The following is a 16,769-nucleotide window of genomic DNA, read 5'->3' as shown; positions in this document are numbered from 1 at the left end:
GCGTGCGGAAGGTCACCGCCCGGCCGCTGACCGGCCCCGCCGGCTAGGCGACGAGGTCACGGCCGGTCGGGCGCCGCGTACGGCGCGAGCAGGTCGAGGACGGCGGCGGGGTCCTCGACGTGCGCGTTGTGGCCGAGCCCCGGCAGGGTCACCACCGGCACGCCCAGCTCCTTGAGCTGCGCGTCGGTCACCATCGGGTCCTGCTCACCGCGGGCCAGCAGCACCGGCACGTCGGTCGCGGCGAGCAGGGCGGGCAGCCGCGGCTCCCCCACCGCGAACGCGGCCGGGTCCATGGCCAGCCGCCAGCGGCCGTCCTCCTGGCGCAGCCCGGCGTCCACCACCGGATGGTCGGGGGCGAAGAGCCCGGCCAACCCGGCGACCCGCAGGTAGCGGCGGGCCGCCTCGTCCCGGCTGGCGAACCAGGTCACCGGCCGCTGGGCCAGCTCGCGGGCCTTGTCCAGCTCGCCCGGGGACCAGGCGACCTTGATGCCGAGCCCGATCACCGCGTCGACCGGCAGCCGACGCGTCCGCGCGGCGAGCGCCAACGCCACCACCCCGCCGAGCGAGTGCCCGAGCACGACCAGCCGGTCGTGGGGGCCGAGCCGGTCGGCGACCGGGCCGAGCCCCGCCACCACCCGCTCCCCGAGGGCCTCGAAGGAGTACGCCGACAGCGGCGGCGACCAGCCGTGACCGGCCAGGTCGGGGGCCAGCCAGCGCCCCGCCCACCGGTGCTCCAGCAGCGGCGCCCAGGGCAGCCACACCTCGCCGGTGGCGCCCAGGCCGTGCAGCAGCAGTAGCTGGCGCCTACCCGTCTCGTCGGCCATACGGCGCAGTGTCGCATCGGACCGGCCAACCGCGAAAGACACCGCGCAGACAAGGTCGGGCACCGGCTCGCAGGAGCCGGTGCCCGATGGGGGGGGGAGGGATGCGATCAGGCCGAGTAGCCGCGGGTGGCGGCCCAGTTCGCCAGGTCGATGGTGGTGATCCAGTACGACGGGAGCGCCGGGTTCGCCGAGTCGGCGATCAGCGCCGTCCGGCCGTCGTTCTTGTAGCCGACCACGGCGATGTAGTGGCCGCCCGGGAACGAGTGCCAGCCGCCGTTGGTGTCGGTGGCGGAGCCCGCGATGTTGACCACCACGCCACGACCGTCGTTGATCGCCTTGACCAGGTCCGCCTGGAGCTGGTCCATCTGGGCCGGGGTCGCGGCCTGGCCGGGGATCATGTGGGTCCGGTACGGGTTGCCCTTGACCATCTGGTTCAGCCCGCGGGTGGTGTCCTCGGCCGAGTTGGTGCCGTTCACGCCGGCCCTCAGCGGGGCGGCCATCGCGTCCTGGGTGGTCTCGATGCCGCTGGCGCTCAACGCGTTGCGCACGGCGGCCGGACCACAGTTCCAGAAGGCGGTCTGCGCCTGGTAGTTGTAGTCGAGGATCTTGGTCGCCGGCGGCTTGGGCTTCGGCTTCGCCGTACGGGTCACGTCCGGGTCCGCCTTGGTCTTGCTCGGCGACGCCGACGCGCTCGGCGACTCGGACGGTGACGCGCTCGGCGAGTCGGACGGCGACGGGGCGGCCACGCGCGCCTCGCCGCGGCTGGCGACCTCGCCGAGCCGGGGGGCCAGCTCGGCGACGGCGGCGGTGTGTTCCTGGCCGGCGGGCGCCTCGTCGGTGCTGGCCAGCGCGGCGCTGGCACCGCCGGCGAGCACGAGAGCCGCCGCGGAGCCGGCGACGATCTGATAGGGGCGCTCGGTCGCGAGGCGCCGCAGCTGACGCTTCAGGTGGTGCTTCACGTATTCCTCCACGGAGGGCCTAAGCAGCGCACGCCGGCCCGACGCGCGGACGGGGTCACGCGCTTCGCCGGGCGGGGTGGCCGCGGGAAAGGGAAGCGCCCGGTGAGCCGGGCTGCGGGGGGCGGGTTGCCGGAAGCTCGGTCGCCGGTCAGGCGAGCGAGGGCACCGCGGCGCCGTGGAGGCGGGGGGAGGATCGGGGGGAGGTGGGCACGCGGATGGCACTCCTTCCGTGGCCGCCTACCGGGTTAGCTGACGGATTCGGGCGGGAAGTAACGCCCTACCGCGGGCCGTGGCTCGCGGATTCACCCCGGTGTTGCACTGGGTCCCCGGTTCGTGAAAGATCACGATTAAGCGGGTCGGCGCGGCGTCGCCACCTGCGATCGGAAACCGCACCGGACGCGCCGACACTACCGGTGGGTCCGCCTCGTGCCAACCGCCCCGAGCTGCTTAAACATCGGAATTACCGGCGCCGACCGGAACAGTTCGCGACTGACGTAACTCAATGGGACGAGCCGTTATACCGGAACTGTCGGGCAAGAATCGGACACCGAATGGATGATCAACCCGGAATTACGGGAGCCGATCGCCCACACTGATCCAGATGACCGTTTCCGGGCAGACAGTGACCGGGGTCACCGAGTTTTGGTAACGATTCAGCCGACCCGCGCCGGGCGGAAGCGCGCGGGCCGCCCGGCCGGCACCGCCGCACGGGCCGCCGTCACCGGCTCGGTACGGCGTACCAGGGCCGGCCCGGGGCGCAGCGCCTCGGCGGCGGCGCACGCCTCCGCGGCCAGGGCGCGGGCCGCCTCGGCGGCCAGCTCGGCATCGCGCCAGGCCCGCCGCTCCCTCTCGGCGGCAGCCCGCCAGCCGGCCCGCCGGCCGTCGCGTACGACGCGGGCCAGGACGATCTCCTGCTCGGCCGGGTGCCGGCGCGGATCCCACCCGTTGCGGTGGGCCAGGACGTCGGCGAGTTGGCGGGCCGACAGGTCGCCCCGCCAGTGCGCCGCCATCGCGGCGTGGTGCAGCCACCGCTCCCGGGCCGCGTACTCGGCCGGCGTGCGAAGGGTCCGCGGCTCGGGCAGCACGGCGGCACCGGCGAGACGCCGGGCGGCCGCCTCGGCCTCGTCGTACGCCCGCCAGGCCCGGTCGGCCGCCGCCTGGGCGGTCTGCCACTGCTCGCGGCGCCGGCGAGCGGTCTGCGCGGCCCCGGCGGCGGCCACCGCCACCTCGTCGGCGTACCGGCGCAGGTCGGCACGGCGGACCGCCTCCTCGGCGGCCGGATCGGGGGCGGCCTCCGCCGCAACGTCCCGCTCCGGCCGGGCGACCAGCACGGCCAGCAGGCCCAGCGCGAACACGAGCAGGACCGACCAGATGGCGGCGGCCACGGGAACATTGCTGAGGAAGTGGTAGAGAAGGGTCTGCCGCATGGTCGGGCACCTCACAGGAACGACGTGACGGAGAGGTCCGCACGGGCCCGCGGGCGGGGCGCGACCGGAAACGGGCGCCGCCGGGCCGCCGTCGGGCGGGTGCGGGGTGAGGTTCGGTCGGTACGGCGAGGGCGGGCCGCGGCCCGCGGATCGTCAGCGGGCGGGCGGGGCCCGGGAGCCGACGGTCGCCGGGACCAGCCCGACCAGGACACTCTGCCGGTCGACCGGCACGGCCACGGCCCGACGCGGCACCACCGGATCGGGCACACCGACCGGGGCGACCTGCCGCTCGGCGCTACCGGCCCGATCAGTGGCGCGGGCCCGGTCGACGCCGCCGCCGACCCGGTCGACGGCGCCGTCGTGATCAACGCCGGCCCGATCAGCGACGCGGATCCGGTCAGCGCCGGCCCGATCAGCGACGCGGGCCTGGTCGGCGCCGGACCAGCCGGCGGCACCGGCTCGCGGCGCGAGCCGGGTCACGGAGACCGGTGCCGAGACGGCGGCACCGGTCCGGAGGGTCAGGGCCCCGGCGGGGTCCACGGCGAACCGGGGAGCGGCCTGCGCGGCCGCGGCCGGGCCGAGGGGCAACGCGGTGGCGCCGAGCGAGCAGGCGACCAACACGGCCAGGCTGGCCAGCATGCGGGCCGTCCAGCGCGCCACCCACCACACGGGACAGGTGAGCGCGATCGGAAGCACGGCTCCAACCTACCGCCGATACCGCCGCACCGCACCGCCGCCGGGCGTGTCGCGCGCCCCGGATCCGGCCACTGACCAGGATGGACGACCACGGTGGAAGGTCACCGGCCGCGCCGCGCGACCCAGCCGCGGGCCGCGCCGCGTGGCGGACTCGATCGACCTGGGCCCCTGGACGCGGACCGCCGCCGTACGCGCCTCCGGTTCCTCCGCCGCCAGTCCTCGTACGCCTGTTCGAACACGCGGTAGGATCGGCGGCGTGTCCGACCTCACGTACCAGCCCTCGATGCTCGACTTCGCCGCGCAGGGGCCGACCCTGGGCCCACTCGCCGGCGGGCTGCGTCGGCACGAGCTGAGCCGGGGCGCCTGGGTCGAGCACCTGCCCGGCTGGGTGCGGGGCTCCGACGCGGTGCTCGACACGCTGCTGCACGACGTGCCCTGGCGGGCCGAGCGCCGCACCATGTACGACAGCGAGGTCGACGTCCCCCGCCTGCTCTGCTGGTACGCCGCCGGCCGGCCGCTGCCCCACCCGGTGCTCACCGAGGCGCGTGCGGCGCTCACCCGGCACTACGCGGCCGAGCTGGGCGAGCCCTTCGTCACCGCCGGGATGTGCCTCTACCGGGACGGCCGGGACAGCGTGGCCTGGCACGGCGACACCCTGGGCCGCTCGGCGCACGTCGACACCATGGTCGCCATCGTCTCCTTCGGCTCGCCGCGCCCGCTGCTGCTGCGCCCCCGGGGCGGCGGGGCGAGCCTGCGTTTCCCGCTCGGCCACGGCGACCTGGTGGTGATGGGCGGCTCCTGCCAACGCACCTGGGAGCACGCGATCCCGAAGACCGCGCGCCCGGTCGGCCCCCGGGTCAGCGTCCAGTTCCGCCCTGCCGGGGTGGCCTGACCCCCGGCCCCGCCCCGGGCACCCGCCCCGTGACGTGCTACAAACACCTCTCAGGGTCGATCACGCCCCCGTCACCTGACGACGCGAAGGGCGCAGCATGACCCAGTCCCCCCTCGAGCCACGATCCCGCTGGTCCCCCTGGCGACTGCACGGCGACGGCCGGTCCGTGCGCCCCGGCGACGTGGTGCACCCCGACGAGCGGCTGTCCTGGCCGCGTACCGTCGGCGTCGGCGTGCAGCACGTCGTCGCGATGTTCGGCGCCACCTTCACCGTGCCGCTGATCACCGGGTTCCCCCCGGCCACCACGCTCTTCTTCTCCGGGCTGGGCACGCTGCTCTTCCTGCTGATCACCGGCAACCGGCTGCCGTCGTACCTGGGCTCGTCGTTCGCGTTCATCGCCCCGGTGCTGGCCGCCAAGGCCGGCGGTGGCATCGGCCCGGCGCTGGGCGGCATCGTGGTGGTCGGTGCGGCGCTGGCCCTGGTCGGCGTGGCGGTGCAGCTGGGCGGTACGCGCTGGATCGACGCGCTGATGCCACCGGTGGTGACCGGCGCCATCGTCGCGCTGATCGGGCTCAACCTCGCCCCGGTCGCCTGGGACGGCGGCGGCAGCGGCACCGGCGTCAAGGCGCAACCGCTGGTCGCCGTGCTCACCCTGGTCGCGATCCTGCTCGCCACCGTGGTCTTCCGGGGTTTCCTGGCCCGGCTGTCCATCCTGCTCGGCGTGGTGGTCGGTTGGGTGTTCGCCGCCCTCACCGGCGCGCTGGACCCGAACGCCGTCACCGGGCTGAAGGAGGCCGCCTGGGTGGGGCTGCCGCAGTTCCACGCGCCCAGCTTCAGCGCGCGGGCGGTGGTGCTGGTCATCCCGGTGATCCTGGTGCTGATCGCGGAGAACGCCGGGCACGTCAAGGCGGTCGCCGCGATGACCGGCCGCAACCTCGACCGGGACATGGGCCGGGCGTTCCTCGGCGACGGCCTCGCCACCATGCTGGCCGGCTCCGGCGGCGGCTCCGGCACCACCACCTACGCGGAGAACATCGGCGTGATGGCGGCGACCCGGGTCTACTCGACCGCCGCGTACTGGGTGGCCGGCGTGGCGGCGGTGCTGCTCGGCCTCTGCCCGAAGTTCGGCGCGCTGATCCTCACCGTGCCGGCCGGGGTGCTGGGTGGCGCCACCACCGCGCTGTACGGCCTGATCGCCATCCTCGGCGCCCGGATCTGGATCGAGAACCGGGTCGACTTCCACGACCCGGTCAACCTGATGACGGCGGCTGTCGCCGTGATCGTCGGCGCGGCCAACTACACCCTCACCGCCGGCGACCTCTCCTTCAACGGGATCGCCCTGGGCACCGCCGCCGCCCTGGTCATCTACCACGGCATGCGCCTGATCGCCCGCCTCCGCGGCACCACCCCGGCGTCCCGCCCCACCCCCGAACCCGAGCTCTGACCCAGCCACTCAGCTGATCAAGGAGTTTGCGTCGCCAGCAGCCGTCTGGGCGACGCAAACTCCTTGATCAGCAAGAGGGCGGGGGTCAGTCGCGTTCGATGAGGTGGCCTACGACGGTGGGGCCGAGCATGACGGCGAAACCGGAGCCGTCCCGGCGCGGGTCCGCCGGCGGCAGGTCCACCGGCTCGCCGTTGGCGGTCGCGGCGACCGGGCGCGGGCCCACCCAGGCCACCGACAGATCCAGCTCGCCCTTGAGGAACCGCTGCGCCCGCACCCCGCCGGTCGCCCGCCCCTTCGCGGGGTACGCCTTGAACGGCGTCACCTTGACGGTGGCCCCGGTCGAGGTGACCACCATCGGCTCGCCGTGCCCCTTGTCGTCGGTGCGTACCGCGCCGAAGAAGACCACCCGCGCCCCGGCGGGCAGGTTGATGCCGGCCATGCCGCCACCCTTGATGCCCTGCGGCCGGACCAGGGACGCCCCGAAACGCAACAGCGACGCCTCCGAGGAGACGAACGCCAGACTCTCCTCGCCGTCGGTGAGCCAGGTCGCCCCGACCACCTCGTCGCCGTCGCGCAGCGAGATCACCTCGAACTCGTCCGACCGGACCGGCCACTCGGGCGCGCAGACCTTGACCACCCCGTGCCGGGTGCCCAGCGCCAGGCCGGGCGACCCCTCGGCGGACGTGCCGAGCGGCGCCAGCCCCACCACCGTCTCCCCCGGCTCCAGCGGCACCAGTTCGGCGGCGGACATGCCGCCACGCAGCGACACCGTGCCGGACTGCTCGGGCAGCACCGGCAACGGCAGTACGTCGATCTTGAAGGCCCGTCCGGTGCTGGTGACCAGCAGCACCCGGCCCCGCGCGGTCGAGTGCACGACGGCGCGTACCGCGTCGTGCTTGACCCGGCCGCTGCGCCGGCGCCCCTCGGCGGCCTCCTCCGACTCGGCCGCGGTCCGGGCGACCAGCCCGGTCGCGGAGAGGATCACCTGGCACGGGTCGTCGGCGACCTCCAGCGGCCCGGCCGGTACGGAGGCCGCCAGCACCTCCTTGAGGTCCCCGTCGACCAGGGTGGTGCGGCGCGGGGCGCCGAACTGCTTGACCACGGCGGCCAGCTCGTCGGAGACCAGCTTGCGCAGCACCTTCTCGTCGTCGAGGATCCGCGACAGCTCGGTGATCTCGGCGCGCAGCTTCGCCTGCTCGGTTTCCAGCTCCAGCCGGTCGTACCTGGTGAGGCGCCGCAGCGGGGTGTCCAGGATGTAGGTCGCCTGGATCTCGGAGAGCTTGAACTTCTGCATCAGGCCGTCCTTGGCGGCCTGGGCGTCCTCGCTGGCCCGGATCAGCTTGACCACCTTGTCGATGTCGAGCAGGGCGATCAGCAGACCGTCGACCAGGTGCAGCCGCTCCTCGCGCTTGCGCTTGCGGTACGCGCTGCGCCGGGTCACCACCTCGTAGCGGTGGGCCAGGAAGACCTCCAGCAGCGCCTTGAGCCCCAGGGTCCGCGGCCGGCCGTCCACCAGCACCAGGTTGTTGATCCCGAAGGACTGCTCCAGGGGGGTGAGTCGGTAGAGGTCGGCCAGCAGTGCCTGCGGGTTGACCCCGACCTTGCACTCGATGACCAGCCGGGTGCCGTTCTCCCGGTCGGTGAGGTCCTTGACGTCGGCGATGCCGGTCAGGCGCTTGGTCTTGTTCACCTCGTTGGTGATCGCCGCGATCACCTTCTCGGCGCCGATGCCGTACGGCAGCTCGATGACCGTGATCGCCTGCCGGCCCCGGCTGCCCTCCAGCGGGCCGATCTCCACCCGGCCGCGCATCCGCACCACGCCGCGCCCCGTCTCGTACGCCCGGCGCACCTCGTCGAGACCGAGCAGCAGCCCGCCGGTGGGCAGGTCGGGGCCGGGGACGAACTCCATGAGCTTGTCCAGCGTGGCGGTCGGGTGGTTGATCAGCCAGCGGGCCGCCTGGACGACCTCGCCCAGGTTGTGCGGGATCATGTTGGTGGCCATGCCGACCGCGATCCCGGACGCGCCGTTGACCAGCAGGTTGGGGAAGGCCGCCGGCAGCACGGTGGGCTGGGTGAGCGAGCCGTCGTAGTTGGGCTCGACGTCGACCGTGTCCTCGCCCAGCTCGCCGACGAGCAGCATCGCCTCCCGCGACATCCGGGCCTCGGTGTAGCGGGCTGCGGCCGGACCGTCGTCGGGCGAGCCGAAGTTGCCGTGCCCGTCGATGAGCGGAACGTTGAGCGAGAAGTCCTGGGCGAGGCGGACCATCGCGTCGTAGATCGCCCCGTCGCTGTGCGGGTGGTACTTACCCATCACGTCGCCGACGATCCGGGCCGACTTCACATGCCCGCGGTCGGGGCGGTGGCCCTGCTCGTACATCGACCAGAGGATGCGCCGGTGCACAGGCTTGAGGCCGTCCCGGGCGTCGGGCAGGGCGCGGGAGTGGATGACCGAGAAGGCGTACTCCAGGTAGGAGTCGGAGACCTCGGTGACCAGCGGGTTGTCGAAGACCCGCGCGCCGGCCTGGTCGAAGGCGGACAGGTCGGCGCGGGCGCGGTCGTCCCTACGGCGTGCCATGGTTCAGCGTTTCCTTCCCCAACGATCGCGGTCAGGCGTCGATGGCGTCGCGGTCGACCCGGTCGGCCGAGTCGATCAGCCAGTTGCGGCGGGGTTCGACCTTCTCACCCATGAGCAGTTCGAGGATCCGCTCGGCGGCCTCGACGTCGTCGAGGGTGATCCGGCGGACCGCCCGGGTGGCCGGGTTCATGGTGGTCTCCCAGAGCTCGTCGGCGTTCATCTCGCCGAGGCCCTTGAAGCGCGGGATCGGGGTGACGATCTGCTTGCCGGCCTTCTCCAGCTTGCGGACCGTCGCCTCCATCTCGGCCTGGGTGTAGGTGTAGATGGTCTGCGGGTTACGCCCCCTGGTGGTGATCTTGTGCAGGGGCGGCATCGCGGCGTAGAGCCGGCCCGCCTCGATCAGCGGCCGCATGTACCGGGCGAAGAGCGTGATCAGCAGGGTACGGATGTGCGCGCCGTCGACGTCGGCGTCGGCCATGATGAGCACCCGGCCGTAGCGCAGCGCGGAGAGGTCGAACGTACGCCCCGAGCCGGCGCCGAGCACCTGCACGATGGCCGCGCACTCGGCGTTGTCCAGCACCTGCTGGAGGTTCGCCTTCTGCACGTTGAGGATCTTGCCGCGGATGGGCAGCAGGGCCTGGTATTCCGAGGAGCGGGCCATCCGGCTGGTGCCGAGCGCGCTGTCCCCCTCCACGATGAACAGCTCGCTGCGGTCCACCCCGGTGGCCCGGCAGTCGACCAGCTTCGCCGGCATCGACGCGCCCTCCAGGGCGGTCTTGCGCCGGGCCGCGTCCTTCTGCTGCTTCTGGGTGAGCCGGACCCGGGCCGCGTCGACGATCTTCTGGAGCACCGTCCGGGCCTCGGCCTTGGTCTTCCGGTCCTCCAGCCAGGACTTCAGGTGTTGCTCGACCAGGCCCTGGAGCACCTTCGTGATGCCGGCGGTGGAGAGCTCGTCCTTGGTCTGCGAGGTGAACTGCGGCTCCGGGATCCGCACGTGCACCACCGCGGTCATGCCCTCCAGGACGTCGTCCAGGGTGGGCGGGTCTTCCTTGGGCTTGAGCAGGCCGCGGGCGTTGCGGGCGGCCTCGGCGAGGGTACGCGCCAGGGCTCGCTCGAAGCCCTTGCGGTGGGTGCCGCCGTGCGCGTTGCGGATGGTGTTGGTGAAGCACTCGACGGTGCGCTCGTAGCCGGTGCCCCAGCGGAACGCGACCTCGACCTCGGCCCGGCGCTGCACGTTGGACTGCATCACGCCGTTGGCGTCGGCGGCGTTCTCCCGGTAGGTCCCCTCGCCGGTGACCAGCAGGGTGCCGGAGACCGGCCGGTCGCCGGCCGGGGCGAGGTATTCCACCATGTCGGTGAGGCCGTTGGGGAAGTGGAAGTTCTCCTCGACGACCTCCTCGCCGGTCTCGTCGCGCAGCCGGTACGCCACGCCGGGGACCAGGAAGGCGGTGTTGCGCAGCTTGAGCCGGACCGCCTCGGTGTCGAGCGCCGCGCCGGTCTCGAAGTAGCGCGGGTCGTGCCACCAGCGGATGGAGGTGCCGGTGCGCTGGCCGCGCTTCATCGCGCCGACGATCTGCAACCCCGGGCCCGGGCTGAACGGCGCGTCCGGCCCGTCGCCGTCGAAGATTCCGGGCACGCCGTGCCGGAACGACATCGCGTGGATCTTGCCGCCGCGGCGGACCGTGACGTCGAACCGCCGGGAGAGCGCGTTGACCGCGGAGGCGCCCACCCCGTGCAGACCGCCGGAGGTCTTGTAGCCCGAGCCGCCGAACTTGCCGCCCGCGTGCAGCCGGGTCAGCACCAGCTCGACGCCGGAGATGCCGGACTTGGCGTGCACGTCGGTGGGAATACCCCGGCCGTCGTCGTCGACCTGCACCGAGCCGTCGGCGCGCAGGATGACGTCGACCTTGGTGGCGTGACCTCCGACACCCTCGTCGGTCGAGTTGTCGAGGATCTCGTTGACGAGGTGACCCACGCCACGGCTGTCGGTCGAGCCGATGTACATGCCGGGACGCTTGCGGACGGCGTCCAGCCCTTCCAGGTGCGTCAGGTCGTCGGCCCCGTACAGGGTCTCAGGCTGTGCGGTCAACTGGTCGTACTCCCAGGTCTCGGCGGTGTGGTGCCGCTCACCGGCTCGATCGCCACGGGCGGCGCGCCGGAGCGAGCCTAGCCCGGCACCCCGACAGACCTGTGGCACCGGGTGCGGTGCGCCGTCCGGTTAGGCTGCGGCGGGTCCGCCCACCCGGGCCGCCCGGAGGCGAGGAGGCGTCCATGCACGACAACGGTCCGACCCACCGGTTGTCTTCCCCGGCCACCGTGCAGAGCGATCCGGCCGGCTGGTTCGAGCGGCTCTACGCCGACGCCGAGCGGGGCGAGGCGGTCGTGCCGTGGGACCTCGACCGGGCGCATTCCCTGTTCAGCGAATGGACCGACCGGGCCCGGCCGGACGGATCCGGTCGGCGCGCCGTGGTCGTCGGGTGCGGCTTCGGCCGCGACGCCGAACATCTGGCCCGCCTCGGCTTCGCCACCGTCGCCTTCGACATCTCCCCCACGGCGGTACGGGCGGCCCGCCGCCGCCACCCCGACTCCCCGGTCCGGTACGAGACCGCCGACCTGCTCGACCCGCCCGCCGACTGGCTGGAGGGGTTCGATTTCGTGCTGGAGAGCATGAACGTGCAGGCGCTTCCGGCCGAGCTGCGGCAGCGGGCGATCCCGGCGGTCGGCCGGCTGGTCGCACCGGGCGGGGCGCTGCTGGCGATCGCGGTCGGCCGGCGCGACGACGAGGTCGTCGAGGGCCCGCCCTGGCCGCTGACCCGGGCCGAGGTCGACGCCTTCGCGGCCGGCCCGCTGACCCCGGTGCGGGTCGAGGAGATCGTCGTCGCCGATGGTGGGATCCGCTGGCGGGCGGAGTTCCGCCGGGCCTGAGGGCCCGTCCGCCCGGTGGGCGTGCTCAGGTGTCCGTCGCCGGCCCGCCGAGCTGGAGCAGGAGCGGCCCGGCGGCGCCGCCGACCAGGTCGCTGAGGCGTACCCCGTCGAGCACGTCGAGGAAGGCGGCCTGGGCCCGGCGTAGTTCGCCACGGAGCCGGCAGCCCGGAACCAGCGGGCACGCCGACTGCTCGCAGGCCACCACCTCGCCGTCCCCTTCGAAGGCCCGGACCACCTGCCCGACGGTCAACTCGCCGGCGTGCTCGGCGAACGCGACCCCGCCGGAGCGCCCCCGCACGGTCACCAGCGCGCCCAGCCGCTGCAACCGCTGCACCACCTTGGCGACGTGGCTGCGGGGCAGCGCCAACCGCGTGGCGAGCTCGTCCACCGTCGTACGGGCCGGGGACGCGGCGGTGAGCATGGCGATCCGCAGGGCCATGTCCGTCGACCGGTTGAGTTTCACCAGTCGAAGGTAGCCACCGGGCGCGGCCCACCGACATGGGCCGATGCGCCCGGCTGCCGCGCTGTGACCAGGGCTACCCCGGACCCGGGACCTTCGACCCTAAAGAGGAATCCTATATTCCCTTTACGTGGGGTTCGACCCAGTCGACCCAGAGGAGAAAGTCGTGCTCTCGGAATCCTCAACAGCAGTGGTGACCGCCACCCTGCCCGCCGTACAGGCCCACGGCGAGGCCATCACCGGCCGGTTCTACCAGCGGATGTTCGACGCCCACCCGGAGCTGCTCGACATCTTCAACCGGGGCAACCAGGCCACCGGGCAGCAGAAGGCCGCGCTCGCCGCCGCCGTCGTCGCGTACGCCGAGCACCTGACCGGCGGCAGCACGGTGCCGTGGGGCCCGATCCTGGACCGGATCGCGCACAAGCACGCCTCGCTCGGCATCACCGCCACCCAGTACACGATCGTCGGGCGGCACCTGCTCACCGCGGTCGGCGAGGTGCTCGGCGACGCCGTCACCCCCGAGGTCGCGGCGGCCTGGGACGAGGTGTACTGGCTGCTGGCCTGCGAGCTGATCGCCCGGGAGGCACGCCTCTACACCGTTGCCGGGGTGGCCGAGGGCGGCTCGGTCTGGCGGGACTGGCGGGTCGCGGAGAAGATCCAGGAGACCGCGGACGTCGTGTCGTTCGCCCTGGTCCCGGCCGACGGCGGGCCGGTGCCCACCTTCACCCCGGGCCAGTACGTCTCGGTCGCGGTCGACCTGGAGCACGGCCAGGGCCAGCAGATCCGGCAGTACAGCCTCTCCGGGGAGCCCGGCACCGACCACTGGTGGATCACCGTCAAGCGGGTGCGCGGCACCGACGGCGCGCCCGACGGCGCGGTCTCCACCCACCTGCACGAGCAGGTGGCCACCGGCGACACGCTCCGGCTCAGCCCGCCCTTCGGCGAGGTCAGCGCGATCGGCGACGGCGAGCCGCTGCTGCTGGTCAGCGCCGGCATCGGACTCACCCCGGCGATGGCGGCGCTGGCACACCTGGCCGCCACCGAGCCGGAACGCCAGGTGGCGCTGGTGCACGCCGACCGGAGCGCCGCCGCGCACGCCCGCCGCCACGAACTGCCCCGACTCCAGGAACGACTGCCGAACCTGTCGGTGCGCCTGTGGTACGAGAACGCCGCCGACGGAGAACTGGCCGGGCTGAAGGCGGACGTCGCCGCCGGCCTGGTCGACCCGGAGCTGATCCCGCTCGCCCCCGGGGCGCGGGTGCACCTGTGCGGCCCGGTGCCGTTCATGGCCGGAGTTCGCAGCGGCCTGCTGCGCCGGGGCGTACCGAGCGAACGGATCGCGTACGAGGTGTTCGGCCCGGGGATGCTGCGCGACCAGCCCTAGTGGCGGCAGCGCGGGGCCGGCGTCGGAGACCACCGACGCCGGCCCCTACGTCGCGGGTCAGGCCCAGTGCCCGACCACCGCGGCGAACACCAGCAGGGCACCGACCAGCTCGACCATCCCGACCCGGACCGGCGCCAACCGGCGGCCGGGCAGCAGCGCCGCGCGGAGCAACAGCAGCACGAAGACGCCCGCCACCGCCGGCCCCCACCCGGCGGCCACCACCGCCACCAGCGCCGCGACGTGGTACGCCCCGGAAGCCCACCGGTAGCCGACGCTGTCCCGCTCCCGGATCATCGTCTTGACATAGAGCACCGTGCCGACCAGGTACGCGCCGACCACTCCGGCGACCGCGGACAGCTCGGCGGGCGGGGACCCGGCGACGGTGGCCACCACGAACACCATCAGCACGCTCTGCGCCACCGAGGCGAGGTCGTTGAGCAGGGCCCGCTCACGGCGCCCCCGGGCGTACCCGACGTTGACGGCGGCGAGCAGCGCGTACAGCGGGGCGTAGCCGAGGACCCCGGGCCGGGCGACCAGCACCGGCGCGACCAGTGACGCGGCGGCGACGCCGTAGAGCAGCAACTGCGGACGTACCCGGTCGGTGCGGCCGGTCTTCACCGCCAGGAGGGCGTAGTAGGAGAAGAGATAGCCGGCCAGCCAGGCGCCGAGCAGCGGCAGGTGCGGCCACCGCGGACCGGTGACACAGACCGCCGCGGCGTACGGGAGGAGCAGCATCGCCCAGGCGCCGTGCTGCGGCGGGAGGTAGCGGTGCCGGCGGGACCGGACCGGCCGGGCCGCCTGCCGCGGTGGCGCCGACCGGGCCGTCGACGACGGGGCGCTCATCCGCGGGCGACCGTGAGCAGCACGACGGCGTCCTCGTCGGCGGACAGCGCGTGCCGGGCGTCCGGGATCACCAGCAGGTCCCCCGCCTCCCCCGGCCAGGACCGGTCCTGCGCGGTGAGGCGGACCCGGCCGCGCAGCACCTGGAGCGTCGCGTCACCGGGGCTGGCGTGCTCCGCCAGCGCGTGCCCGGCGACGAGGGCGATCAGCGTCTGCCGCAGCGCGGTGTCGGGACCGCCGTGCACTGTCCGGGCGCTGCGTCCGCTGCCGGTGGCGCGGGCCAGCGCGAGTTGCTCCTCGGCCAGCGTGGAGAGCGAGGTTGCGGGGACCACCGGTCACCTCCGGGAGACGGTTGGGGCGAGGCACGCCATAAACCGGAGTCAGCGTTACCTCTTTACGTATTCTCAGCGCTTCCCGCGCCGCCGGCCAGGGACTTTGGTCACTGCTCCACCCCTTGCTACCCATCGGTAGCTTGCCGCCGTACGCTGAGCCGGTGAGCGGGGAGTACACGCAGGAGTTCGTCGACGTCGACGGGGCACGCCTCGGCGTCCAGATCTACCCGGAGCCGGACGGGCCGCCCGGTGCGCCGGTGGTGGTGATCTGGCCGGCGATGGGCGTACGGGCCCGCTACTACCGGCCCTTCGCGGCCGCGCTGCGCGACGCCGGGATGGCCGTGATCGTGGCCGACCTGCGCGGCACCGGCGAGAGCACCCCGCGACCCGCCCGCACCTGCCGGTACGGCTACGCCGAGCTGACCGCCGACGTGGGCGCGGTGTTCGAGGCGCTCAAGCCTCGGCTGGACGGCCGGGTCCGGGTGCTGCTCGGGCACTCCCTCGGTGGGCAGGTCGCGGTGCTGCACCAGGCCCTGCACGACGCCGACACGGTGGACGGGCTGGCCCTGGTGGCGGTCGGCCTGCCCTGGTGGCGTCTCTACCCGGGGCGGCACGGCTGGAATGTGCTGGCGTTCACCCAGGGGATCGCGGCGGTCACCCGGCTGCTCGGCGTCTGGCCCGGCTGGGGGTTCGGTGGCCGGCAGGTGCGCGGAGTGATCCGGGACTGGGCGCACACCGCCCGGACCGGCCGGTTCCCGGTGCTCGACGGGGTCGACGCCGAGGCGGCGGTCGGGCGGGTACGCACCCCGGTCCTCGCGGTCAGCGTGGACGACGACCAGTACACCCCGCACGAGACGCTGGACCACCTCTGCGCCAAACTGACCGCCGCCCCGATGACCCGGCACCGCTACCCGGTGTCCGAGGCCGGCGCCCCGCTGGACCACTTCACCTGGGTACGCGCCGCCACCCCGCTGGCGGCCCGGGTCGCCGCGTTCGCCGCCACCCTGCCGCGACGCTGAGGCGACCGGAACTCGCTGCGCCCTTGCTCGGGTCGTCGCCGGCAACGGAACCGACCCGGGGCCGTCCGGCGGGAGTGGCCGGTGTACCGGGGCGTAGCCGGTCCGAACACGGGTAAGCCCCACCGCCCGAACACCGCGGAGGGGGATCAGATGTTCGAACAGCACACGGCGTTGCGCTCGATGCACGATCTGGGCCTGGCGGCCTGGTTCGGCGGATCGCTGATGGGCGCGCTCGGCGTCAACGGCGCGGCGGCGAAGATCGACGACGCCACGCAACGGCTGCCGGTGGCGTCGGCGGGCTGGGCCCGCTGGACCCCGGTCAACGCGGCGGCGATCGGCACGCACCTCGCCGGCGCGGTCGGCGAACTGGTCACCGAGAGCCCGCGGATGGCCGCTCAGGCCGGGGTGGGAAAGGTCAGTGCGGTGAAGACCGGGCTGACCCTGGGCGCGCTGGCGGTGACCGGGTACAGCCGGCTGCTCGGCATGCGGCTGCAGCGGGCGGGCGGTCCGCCCACGGACGGGGTCACCGAACCGAACTCTCAGACCCCCACCGACGTCGCCTCCTGGCAGCGCCAGTTGAAGCTGCTCCAGTGGGCGGTCCCGGCGCTGACCGGCGCGCTCGTGGTGGTCACCGCGTACATGGGCGAGCAGCAGAAGCCGGGCCAGGTGCTTCGGGGCATGCTCGGCCGGGCCGGCGGGCTGACATCGTCGTCGAAGACGATCGGCAAGGCCGTCGGGATGGGCGTGCCGAAGATCGGGAAGATCGTCGGGATGGGCGCGCCGAAGGTCGGCAAGATCGCCGCGATGGGCGCGGCGACCCGGCACCTGGTCACGGCCGGTCGTTGAGCACAGCGGCCGGCGGCGCACAACGGCGTGGCCGCCGGCACCCGTCGTCCGTCCGTGCGGGACGTGCCGGGCGCGCCGGGTGCCGCGTGGTCGACGAGGCCCGCCACGGACCCCCGGTCGCCGAGCGCCCGCGGCGGGACGCCGAC

At 73.9% G+C, this 16,769-nt stretch carries 15 protein-coding genes and 1 riboswitch; of the genes, 6 read left to right on the top strand and 9 right to left on the bottom strand.

Going from position 1 to position 16,769, the window contains the following annotated elements; translation table 11 throughout:
• Positions 1-56: 56 nt before the first annotated feature.
• The 4 genes from GA0070604_RS08640 to GA0070604_RS08625 form a co-directional block, all read right to left on the bottom strand.
• Positions 57-824, bottom strand: a complete 768-nt coding sequence (locus GA0070604_RS08640; protein WP_091117027.1) for an alpha/beta fold hydrolase — start codon at positions 822-824, stop codon at positions 57-59.
• Positions 825-931: 107 nt separating this feature from the next.
• Positions 932-1,795 (bottom strand): C39 family peptidase, encoded by an 864-nt coding sequence (locus GA0070604_RS08635; protein ID WP_208601990.1) that lies wholly within the window; start codon positions 1,793-1,795, stop codon positions 932-934.
• Positions 1,796-2,002: 207 nt separating this feature from the next.
• A riboswitch (cyclic di-AMP (ydaO/yuaA leader) is annotated at positions 2,003-2,147 on the bottom strand.
• 289 nt (positions 2,148-2,436) lie between these two features.
• Positions 2,437-3,210: a hypothetical protein gene (locus GA0070604_RS08630; protein WP_091117021.1), complete on the bottom strand. Its 774-nt coding sequence runs from the start codon at positions 3,208-3,210 to the stop codon at positions 2,437-2,439.
• Between the two features lie 153 nt (positions 3,211-3,363).
• Positions 3,364-3,906 carry a hypothetical protein gene (locus tag GA0070604_RS08625; RefSeq protein WP_091117017.1) on the bottom strand — a complete coding sequence of 181 codons (543 nt, stop codon included), beginning with the start codon at positions 3,904-3,906 and terminating at the stop codon, positions 3,364-3,366.
• Positions 3,907-4,162: 256 nt separating this feature from the next.
• Between GA0070604_RS08625 and GA0070604_RS08620 the strand changes: the two genes are divergently transcribed.
• Both GA0070604_RS08620 and GA0070604_RS08615 read left to right on the top strand, forming a co-directional pair.
• The gene (locus tag GA0070604_RS08620; protein ID WP_091117014.1) at positions 4,163-4,798 is read left to right on the top strand and encodes an alpha-ketoglutarate-dependent dioxygenase AlkB; all 636 of its coding nucleotides are present in this window, start codon (positions 4,163-4,165) and stop codon (positions 4,796-4,798) included.
• 97 nt (positions 4,799-4,895) lie between these two features.
• On the top strand, positions 4,896-6,242 hold the full coding sequence (locus GA0070604_RS08615; RefSeq protein ID WP_091117010.1) for a uracil-xanthine permease family protein: 1,347 nt from the start codon (positions 4,896-4,898) through the stop codon (positions 6,240-6,242).
• An 85-nt stretch (positions 6,243-6,327) separates the two neighbouring features.
• Here GA0070604_RS08615 and GA0070604_RS08610 read toward each other — a convergent pair whose 3' ends face one another.
• Both GA0070604_RS08610 and GA0070604_RS08605 read right to left on the bottom strand, forming a co-directional pair.
• A complete protein-coding gene (locus GA0070604_RS08610; RefSeq protein ID WP_091117007.1) occupies positions 6,328-8,817 on the bottom strand; it encodes a DNA gyrase/topoisomerase IV subunit A in 2,490 nt (829 codons plus the stop codon).
• A 31-nt stretch (positions 8,818-8,848) separates the two neighbouring features.
• Complete coding sequence (locus tag GA0070604_RS08605) at positions 8,849-10,906, bottom strand: DNA gyrase/topoisomerase IV subunit B (protein ID WP_091126979.1); 2,058 nt, start codon at positions 10,904-10,906, stop codon at positions 8,849-8,851.
• Between the two features lie 182 nt (positions 10,907-11,088).
• Between GA0070604_RS08605 and GA0070604_RS08600 the strand changes: the two genes are divergently transcribed.
• Positions 11,089-11,742 carry a class I SAM-dependent methyltransferase gene (locus GA0070604_RS08600; protein WP_091117003.1) on the top strand — a complete coding sequence of 218 codons (654 nt, stop codon included), beginning with the start codon at positions 11,089-11,091 and terminating at the stop codon, positions 11,740-11,742.
• Positions 11,743-11,767: 25 nt separating this feature from the next.
• Here GA0070604_RS08600 and GA0070604_RS08595 read toward each other — a convergent pair whose 3' ends face one another.
• On the bottom strand, positions 11,768-12,205 hold the full coding sequence (locus tag GA0070604_RS08595; protein ID WP_091117000.1) for an RrF2 family transcriptional regulator: 438 nt from the start codon (positions 12,203-12,205) through the stop codon (positions 11,768-11,770).
• A gap of 163 nt (positions 12,206-12,368) precedes the next feature.
• On the opposite strand from GA0070604_RS08595, the gene GA0070604_RS08590 reads away from it, so the two are divergent.
• Positions 12,369-13,586 (top strand): globin domain-containing protein, encoded by a 1,218-nt coding sequence (locus tag GA0070604_RS08590; RefSeq protein ID WP_244161795.1) that lies wholly within the window; start codon positions 12,369-12,371, stop codon positions 13,584-13,586.
• Between the two features lie 57 nt (positions 13,587-13,643).
• Here the strand turns inward: GA0070604_RS08590 and GA0070604_RS08585 are convergent, their stop codons facing one another.
• Entirely contained in the window at positions 13,644-14,429 is a 786-nt protein-coding gene (locus tag GA0070604_RS08585; RefSeq protein WP_091116992.1) for a YwiC-like family protein, read from the bottom strand.
• Positions 14,426-14,758: a cupin domain-containing protein gene (locus GA0070604_RS08580; protein WP_091116988.1), complete on the bottom strand. Its 333-nt coding sequence runs from the start codon at positions 14,756-14,758 to the stop codon at positions 14,426-14,428. Before GA0070604_RS08580 ends, GA0070604_RS08585 begins: the two co-directional genes overlap by 4 nt.
• A 161-nt stretch (positions 14,759-14,919) precedes the next feature.
• Here GA0070604_RS08580 and GA0070604_RS08575 point away from each other — a divergent pair, with 161 nt between their 5' ends.
• Entirely contained in the window at positions 14,920-15,777 is an 858-nt protein-coding gene (locus GA0070604_RS08575) for an alpha/beta hydrolase family protein (RefSeq protein WP_091116985.1), read from the top strand.
• Between the two features lie 150 nt (positions 15,778-15,927).
• Positions 15,928-16,623 carry a hypothetical protein gene (locus tag GA0070604_RS08570; protein ID WP_091116981.1) on the top strand — a complete coding sequence of 232 codons (696 nt, stop codon included), beginning with the start codon at positions 15,928-15,930 and terminating at the stop codon, positions 16,621-16,623.
• The last annotated feature ends 146 nt before the right edge of the window (positions 16,624-16,769 follow it).

The organism is Micromonospora eburnea, from assembly GCF_900090225.1.
GTDB lineage: Bacteria > Actinomycetota > Actinomycetes > Mycobacteriales > Micromonosporaceae > Micromonospora > Micromonospora eburnea.
Note: the sequence above shows the minus strand (reverse complement) of the source record. Positions and strands in the feature narration are given on the sequence as shown.

Excerpts from the sequence above, each read along its gene's own strand:
- GA0070604_RS08640 (WP_091117027.1), bottom strand. The coding sequence starts at position 824 with ATGGCCGACGAGACGGGTAGGCGCCAGCTACTGCTGCTGCACGGCCTG.
- GA0070604_RS08630 (WP_091117021.1), bottom strand. The coding sequence starts at position 3,210 with ATGCGGCAGACCCTTCTCTACCACTTCCTCAGCAATGTTCCCGTGGCC.
- GA0070604_RS08615 (WP_091117010.1), top strand. The coding sequence starts at position 4,896 with ATGACCCAGTCCCCCCTCGAGCCACGATCCCGCTGGTCCCCCTGGCGA.
- GA0070604_RS08610 (WP_091117007.1), bottom strand. The coding sequence starts at position 8,817 with ATGGCACGCCGTAGGGACGACCGCGCCCGCGCCGACCTGTCCGCCTTC.
- GA0070604_RS08600 (WP_091117003.1), top strand. The coding sequence starts at position 11,089 with ATGCACGACAACGGTCCGACCCACCGGTTGTCTTCCCCGGCCACCGTG.
- GA0070604_RS08585 (WP_091116992.1), bottom strand. The coding sequence starts at position 14,429 with ATGAGCGCCCCGTCGTCGACGGCCCGGTCGGCGCCACCGCGGCAGGCG.
- GA0070604_RS08570 (WP_091116981.1), top strand. The coding sequence starts at position 15,928 with ATGTTCGAACAGCACACGGCGTTGCGCTCGATGCACGATCTGGGCCTG.